General features: G+C 37.0%; 6 protein-coding genes. All 6 read right to left on the reverse strand.

Features of this window, described 5'->3' with window-relative positions; genetic code table 11:
- Window positions 1-114: 114 nt before the first annotated feature.
- The 6 genes from ACFFK0_RS03780 to ACFFK0_RS03805 all read right to left on the reverse strand — a co-directional run bounded on the left by ACFFK0_RS03780 (window position 115) and on the right by ACFFK0_RS03805 (window position 7,743).
- Window positions 115-1,824, reverse strand: a complete 1,710-nt coding sequence (locus tag ACFFK0_RS03780) for a UvrD-helicase domain-containing protein (protein ID WP_127607684.1) — start codon at window positions 1,822-1,824, stop codon at window positions 115-117.
- The gene (locus ACFFK0_RS03785) at window positions 1,809-3,878 is read right to left on the reverse strand and encodes an ATP-dependent nuclease (protein ID WP_127607682.1); all 2,070 of its coding nucleotides are present in this window, start codon (window positions 3,876-3,878) and stop codon (window positions 1,809-1,811) included. The genes ACFFK0_RS03780 and ACFFK0_RS03785 overlap by 16 nt, the downstream gene beginning before the upstream one ends.
- A gap of 164 nt (window positions 3,879-4,042) precedes the next feature.
- On the reverse strand, window positions 4,043-5,848 hold the full coding sequence (locus ACFFK0_RS03790) for a hypothetical protein (protein WP_127607680.1): 1,806 nt from the start codon (window positions 5,846-5,848) through the stop codon (window positions 4,043-4,045).
- A 103-nt stretch (window positions 5,849-5,951) separates the two neighbouring features.
- On the reverse strand, window positions 5,952-6,326 hold the full coding sequence (locus ACFFK0_RS03795) for a hypothetical protein (protein ID WP_127607678.1): 375 nt from the start codon (window positions 6,324-6,326) through the stop codon (window positions 5,952-5,954).
- Between the two features lie 125 nt (window positions 6,327-6,451).
- Complete coding sequence (locus ACFFK0_RS03800) at window positions 6,452-7,279, reverse strand: hypothetical protein (protein ID WP_127607677.1); 828 nt, start codon at window positions 7,277-7,279, stop codon at window positions 6,452-6,454.
- A complete protein-coding gene (locus ACFFK0_RS03805) occupies window positions 7,279-7,743 on the reverse strand; it encodes a hypothetical protein (RefSeq protein WP_127607675.1) in 465 nt (154 codons plus the stop codon). The genes ACFFK0_RS03800 and ACFFK0_RS03805 overlap by 1 nt, the downstream gene beginning before the upstream one ends.
- Window positions 7,744-8,077 lie beyond the last annotated feature (334 nt).

Consider the following 8,077-nt stretch of genomic DNA (forward strand, 5'->3'; position numbering starts at 1 on the left):
TTGTTTTTTGTTATCGGGTAAGCATGAAAACCGATGTTTGCGATGCTGAATGGATTGCAAGACTGTTACGAGTCGGATTAATCGAACCGAGCTTTATTCCCTCTGAGGATCATGCTAGGTTTGCGAGCGAAGATCATGAAGGTTTATTACTATACATCTACCCATCAATGCATTTTGGGATACCTTTGAAATCTCCGGCACACAAATAAACAAATTCTTTTTCGCCCTACTACAAGCTACATAGTTAACCCTGTGATCTTCATTCCCATTTATATCAGGATCAAGTAAGAACCCTAAATCCCTTTCTTCATTGTACTTATAACCGTCCTTACCTTTGACAATTACCATTACATTATTGAACTCGCTGCCTTTAGCTTTATGGATAGTACGATGTAAGCTACTATCCTCTGTTATCTTCACACTTAACGCTATGCCCGAATATATCGTAGATTTATAATAGTCTTCTATTAATGAAGGTGCTTTTTCTCCCTTACTCTCCATAATCTTTGGAATGTCAAAATATCCTGTCTCTTTTACCCTACAATAAAGTTTCCACAATGGTTCATCGCTATATGTACTGTAATCATTCAACATCATCCTAATAAAATCTATTGCGGACTTTTGTCCATTATAATCATCTTTATTTCTTAAATGTCTACTTAACTCTCTTATTGCATCCTTGAAATGATTGAGCCTTGCATACTCTATGGCCTTGATAATTGAGATTATAACCTTTCTGCGATCAGCGTTGGAATCTACAAATGCCTCATCGATCAACATCCACTTTTGCCCGTCTTTATAATCCTTCTTATTTCTAACGGAATTCGCCATGAGATTGGAATATGAAAGAGTAACAACTTCTTCCTCGCCTACAACATCCTGCACATGTTTTAACGCCTGCAAAGGTTCGCCTACGATAATACATGGGGTGCTCCCTACTTTATTGTCTGGGCTTCTTTGGATAATATCTTTCCTAATTACGTTCAACAGCTTAATTATGTTTTCAGTACTTCTGTGGTTATCTTCCATTTTATAGGAAGCCATACCTGGCAAGAAAAAATTATCAAATTGCTTAACATCCGCACCTTGGAACTCATATATAGATTGAGCTTTATCTCCAATGACACCTACAATTGTTTCTTTCTCAGCTATTAGTTTTATTATTTCAGTTTGGACTGGGTTCGTATCCTGGAACTCATCAATGAAGAAATAAGGGAATTTAGAACGTATTATACGAAGGATTTCTTTAGATGAATTTAAAATCTCCCAAGCAAAGGCCAACACATCTTCGTAATGTATTATCCCTTTTTCCCAAAACATCTTCTTATATTTAAGTAGGCTCTTATGAAAGTCACTCTTCCTACCTCGTATATGTAACTTGCACGAAGTACCCTCAATAAACCAAAATACTTTCTTCATGTCTTGCTCTTTTATGTTTTTCATACCCAAATCTGTTTTTCTAAAATAACCATTAGAGATAATATGTTCGTAGGGTGCATCTATTTTTAAATGATTGATCCCATGTTTATCACTAATTAAATACAGATATGGCTTAACGATATGCATAAAGAGAAAACTATGTATAGTACTAACTTCTACATGGTCAAGTTCATCACCAAGTCTTTGTACAATGGTCTCGACGCCCACATTTGTGTAAGTGATACAAGCTATTTTTCTATTTCGCCCCAACCGATTTGAATTATGGAGAACGTTCTTAATATGACTAATTAGAAACTTTGTTTTCCCTGCTCCTGGACCAGCAGTAATTTTAAAGTGTTTTTCGATGTCAATCAAAGAATCCGAGTTAATTAACTGCAAACCCATGCTATCGCATCCTTAATATAAGCTGGAACTTTAAAATTCTCGATATTCTTCTTTCGGTAGTTTTCTTCTAACGCTATTGCTAACTCGTAAGCATTCTCACCCTTTTGTAATGAATTTAAGTATCTCGATGCAATCAAATGTTCCCTATTATCAGAACCAACATACTGAGCGATGCTTTCAGCAATTCTAGAATTCTCCTTACCCTTCTTCCCTAATAATTTGAGCATCTGATCAAGTGTTTTACCTTGCTTATAAGAATCGATTAATTGTGAGAGTTCCTTCGAATTAGAAATAGACTCGGTAACTATCAACTTACAACCAGGATTTGTATACGCAAGAGCATATTCGAATGTCTTCCCTTGGCCGATTTTTTGTGAAAAACAAGCAATATTTCCTTTGAGTTCTTTCTTTTGAGGATCAATTGAATACTTTCCAACTAAATCGTTTGAACATGATTTATAAGTGTATTTTTCCTTATCTTGGTCTAGTTCATATGGATAACATTTTTCGAAACTTGCGTCTTCTACGTTCTCTTTCCTAACAGGATCAAGATCTGTAATGCAGGCAACTTTCTTGTGAATGGTATGTTTATTATCTGAGTCGAAAAGTTTAAGAAAGTGCCCGAAATAGCGTCCAGCTATATTAATAACCGATATGTGGCTGCTCTCTAAATCGTAACCTTCGTATTGAGCGAATAAAGACATATTTAGTTGCTCAGTAATTCCCTCAACAAGGATTACCCCCTTAGCAAACAACATGTCACACTTTGTGGAATCCAAAAAACGCTGTACGTATGCTTTTGACTTTAAATCGTCACCAAAAGCTTTGCCTAAATATCCAACATTTAATGTATTATCGTTCTTCCGATGAAAACAGATAATTTCATCTAAACTAACTGCCGCGGTTATATTCGGCGAATGAGTTGTAACAAAAACTTGTCTAGCCTTATCCTTTATATTATTCCTTATAAACTTTAAAAACTTATACTGCATAGCAGGATGTAGATGTGCTTCAGGCTCCTCAATAACTAATATGGGAAAAACCTTCGCATTACTGCCAAGATAATCACCCGAAGCATCTTTCTGCATTTTAGCCAATAGTAGAGACATAAATATTAGATTGTTGTATCCCAACCCATTATGAGTTGCAGGAATAGATATGCCTGTTTGATATTTAACAATTAATCTTAGGGCTGAATACAGTTCTGTATCCATTATGTGACCATCGAAATCTGGCTCTGCATTACCAAACGAAGCTCCAGTATTATTTGCGTAACTAAGCATTTCTTTTTTTCCATGCTCCATTCTTCGTTGCAAGGTCTTAATCAACGAAGATGCATGAGTAGAGAATTCTTTTTTTAATTGCTCTATCTCTCCCTGTTGTTTTGTTTTATCCTTGGTTTTATCACTCTTTATTTCATAATCCATAAAAAAATCAATGACTTCTCGTAAAAGTGTGTTCTTGCCAGTAAACAGATCGCGCTCAACATCCCTGATGGCATCTAAAAATTGAAAATCAAATTTCTTCAAGCTTTCTGTATCTGCAACTTGTTTAAAATCTGGGTTTCCCCCGTAAATGTTGCTCTTATACTTTCTTAGAAAATTATGTTTTATTGCTAACCAATACTGTTCAATATCATCGGAAGCAATGTTTGCTAATGTTCTTTTATATTCCGCCTCTTCCTTTTCAGGCAAATAAAACACATACGTTAATTGCGCTTGATAAGGACTTTTCAATTGAGTTAACCATGTCGATACTGTTATCAAATCCTCAGAATATTCAACTTCATTAGCAGATTCTGCAAAAGTCACCGTTATTGACACTTTAGGTGATTTTTCTTTTAATTCTTGAATGCTTACTTCCTTGTTAAAGTCATCTATTGATAATCTTTTGGAAGATCCATAGTTTAATACTAAATCAAGTGCTTTTAGTAGATTCGATTTACCAGAGTTATTGTGGCCAATAATTACATTGACGCCCTCATTAAATTCTACAATGTTGTTTGATCCTTTAAAATTTCGAAAGTTTTCTACACTGATTTGTGATATATACACTTTCTATGACTCCTCTTCTCTTGCTTAGCATTATTTAAGTTATCTATCTGTTTATGTACATGAATCGTATTGGCCCCCAGAAAATACAATGAAGAGAATCCATGACACTGGTATGATCGCCATCTTAAAACAAAAGCTGATCTTATGTAACTCCATAAGTCAAATCAATTCTTATTATTTTCGAATGACCCCTTCGATTTGTCTTGCTTTGGTCGGTTAACTTGTTCTAATAACCAAATAACGTGCCACATTCCGGGGAGAAAGAGAGCCGCAGCCCATTCATTGTAGATAAAATCTGTAAAGAAGATAATTCCTGCGGATAGGATGAAGAGAAGAAGATGCACAGCCATCTTACTTAGTTCTAATCGCCAAATAGATGGGCAATAGCGATTTGCTATTGATTTCCCTAAAAAATACAAACAAGCCATTAGCAAATAAAGAACTACAAACAAAGCATGTGCTCTTGTAATGTCAGAACCATATAGACTTACATAACTTTCATAAAAGCTCGAGAGCACACGGGATAAAAGACCTGACATCACTAAAATAACCCAACCAACTGCTAAAAATAAAGCTATTGTAAGTCTAACCCCAAAATGTCGCTTATTCCGAGCTTGCTCAAACTCTATACGTAAGTTTTTGAAGCCTGTATAAACAGAGTCACCGACCTGAGTCAACGTCCGTCGAACTGAATTTGGTATATTGCGCAATCTATCTATCCTTTTTCTACATCGCGAGATAATTGCTGCACGTTTTTTTTGCAGCCAACTTTTGCGACGAGATCGGTACGCGTTTAATAACGGTACGTATGAGTGAAGGAGATAGTGGCCATGAATCATTCCACGGATCGAGCCTCCTCCAAAATAGATCGCCTTACGTAACAAGGGCATCATTTCAGAGGCGGGGACGTTGGTATTGCTGCATGCACTATCAAATACTTTTTGTCCTTTGCTCTTACTGGCCGCTTCTCTATATTTGAATATAAGGATTGGAAATGTTGTACCTAATGAAAAGGGCAAGATCACATATTTCAATGTTTGCTCATAAAACAATCTGAACCCAGCTTCGTCCTTAAACTCAAGATAAGAAAGCATCTCTTTGTTAGTCTGCAAGTAATCGAACAATATTTGTGAAATAGGCTGCGCCATAAGAAGACCGAGAACCGATACTGCTCCAAAAAGGAAGGCCACTGTCTCTAGGGCCAGCCTACTTTTTTCTAGTTTATAGACAGGTTGAATGATAACATACAACAGTTGGAATGCGAACGAATACATAAAATTATAAAAGGCAAACCTTTTGTCTGTTCCAGATTGAACAAACATGTAAACATAGCTATCAAAAAAGCTGTTCAGTGGTATCGAATATGGAATGCCTGTAATATGAGATAAGTATTGGTTTATTTCATTTAATACACTTAGGAAAAGTGATAAGGAAATAAATGGGCTGGTTAAAGAAACCAATGGTATAAGCCAGCGTCGGCTCGTAATGGATAAAAAGCAAAAAGCATAAAAGATTAACCCAAGCCATCCTGTAAAGACAAAGTCATTAAACAACCACCTATCAATTGAAAAGGCGAAAGGTCCCCACACCCAACTTACAATAACACTAAAAGATACAAAATAAGAAAATAGCAGCGAAATCCCTTTTCTGAACAATCTCAATCTAGCCTTTAAATCCTCAGCTGTACTATCAATTCCAATATAGTTAAACTTTCTAATTCTATGCCACAGACGACAAGTTAGCTTGGTCTTTGCTACAGTTATTCCCAAGTACGGAATTAACCATAATGCTGCTAATAACACTTTTAAGCACCATGGCAATAAAGAGGAGAAGTAAATCAAAAGAAGGAGAACATCAATAATCAAAAAGCGACTTACTAACCCCAATTTTCGGCTACGGCGCAAAACTTTGAAAATGATTTTTTTGTTGCAATTCTTATAGATTCTTATAAAAGTGTTTAACCTGGTCAATTCATAGACCTCCGTTAGGAACCAAGTAAGCTGTAGCGGTTTGAGGCCGCCCTTTTATACTGTGCGAAGCGGCATCATCCATGCCGTATAATAATTAGGGCTCCTAGGTTTCCCAACGCTCCTTACAAATATTCTCTGCTTCCTCAAGAGACAATTGTTCAAGAAGCTGCTCAAACTCAAGAATGATCGCGGCTGCATCCATCGCTTCCAAATAGCCAACTTTATTCAACGAAGCTATTAACGTACCTACTGCTCTTTTGGCAGTAATCTGGTTACTTAGATGATAGGCAAGATTATCTATGAATAATTCACTATTGGAAATTGCCGCCTTTTGATTGATTGAATCTTTTGTACTTAAGAAAAAACGGATTGATTCAAGATAATTAGCAAAGGTATCTTCACTGGGAAGTTTTTTAATATGATGATCCAAAATACTTATCAGAAATGCCACTTTCTCTGTATCGTTTAGTAAAGTCAAGTTCTTTCACCCCCATGTTTATTCGTAAATACTGCCGCGGCAATGCATGTACGAAGTTTGGACAAAGCCTATTGCAATTCATGAAAGTGCTTGGTAATACATGGTTTTCGCATGCACATGAGTCCTTAATTTCCAACAAGCTCCCCAACTTTTTCAACAAGCTTTTGCCAATCAGTAAGTAATGCAGTTGTTGCAACAACCCCCTTTGAAGCTGATGCCATATAGCTTTTTATGTTTTCCATCGCCTTCCTTAATCTAGGCAATTTGGGATTAGGTGATTCCACCTGCTCTTGAATAGTCTCCAAATCGTCAGTCAAACTTTCTTTTTCATCTACTGACAGTTCACTTACCTGAATAGCAGGCAACAATTTTTCAATCAGTGCCTTAATCTCGTTTACATCGTTATTGGTTATATTGCCAGTGTAAGTGACATCTCTTCCAGCTGCGTTGACGTTCCCGTAGTTATTGCCAATGTTTTGATATATATTGCCCATAACCTTATCTCCTTCCAGCAGCATCATTTTCTTAGCCAATGCATCAACAACAAAATCAACCAAGGACTTGAACGCGCTGTCCAAAAAATCCCTGACTATGTCATCCCAACTTCCTTTGCCGTGAATAAAGCTGTGCGCAACCCCTTTAACATCCTTATTTTCTGAGCACAAATACGACATATAATCATATTGGGCTTTCAAATGACTAGCCTCATCAACAGGAGGTTCTATATAGTTCCATCCGGAACCTTCTATCAGAAAACACTGCTTATAGTCGAACTCCACTCCTCTTATTCGATCCTGAATAATGCTGCTTATAACCGGAGTTGAGTCGATATAGTTTTTGAAGCGTTTTAATTGAACCGTTGCAGTATCCGCATCACACATCAGCATGTTGCTTGAAACTCTTCTAAACTCTAAGCTCAAGAGTCTGTACTCTTTGTACTCCGTTGTATTCACTATATATCCACCCCACAATAAGGACAGTAGACTTTCGAAACACCGGCACAATAAAGAACTTTCACATGCTGCTCGCAACAGCTGCAGGCAAAAATCTCTTCCGTTGTGTCACGATCCTTCAGTTCTCTAACGTTAACCGTCTTAAGAGGCTTGAAATCCATTTTTATGACCCCTTTGCTCGTGCTATTAATGTTACGAGCCATTTTACCAAAAGTCTTATTTAGTTGTTCAATAGCATAATTCATGGCCAATGCTTCTATCTTCTCGACAGTCTCTTTGGTGTAAAAGTTATTTTTGTTGCTCGTTAGCCCGCAATATGGACAAAACAGATCCATAACTGGCTTCTCGTCGTGTTGTAATTCATCCGCTCTCACCTTAAATTCCGAACTGCAGAACGGACATTCAAAAGTCACAAATCCTTCACTATCGCCCTGGATTGTAAATGATAGGGTTACCTGGGTCACCCAAATCCCCTCCCGAGTTCATTTCGTATGCTTTACCCTCAGCCCCACTAATACTTTATACCTAGTTTATCATCCCATATTTCTATTGTTAAGTCTTGTAAAAAGAACCAAGCAGATAGATTGCTTGGTTCTTCTACAGTCAAAATGTCATTGTCTCCAATTGGTTAATGATCCTTTCGTCCACCTCTGCTGTACTTCTCCTGTACATCGGGCTGAACGTTTTTATACTATCAAGGGAAACGACTCTCTTGTTGTATTTTTTCATCTGTTCAATAATTAGGGCTTGCTGAACAAGATTCGTTCCATTTACACCCAACGTAAGTCTCTAAACCCA

Origin of the sequence: Paenibacillus chartarius, from assembly GCF_042432825.1 — a bacterium.
In the GTDB taxonomy this organism is placed as follows: Bacteria; Bacillota; Bacilli; order Paenibacillales; family NBRC-103111; genus Gordoniibacillus; species Gordoniibacillus chartarius.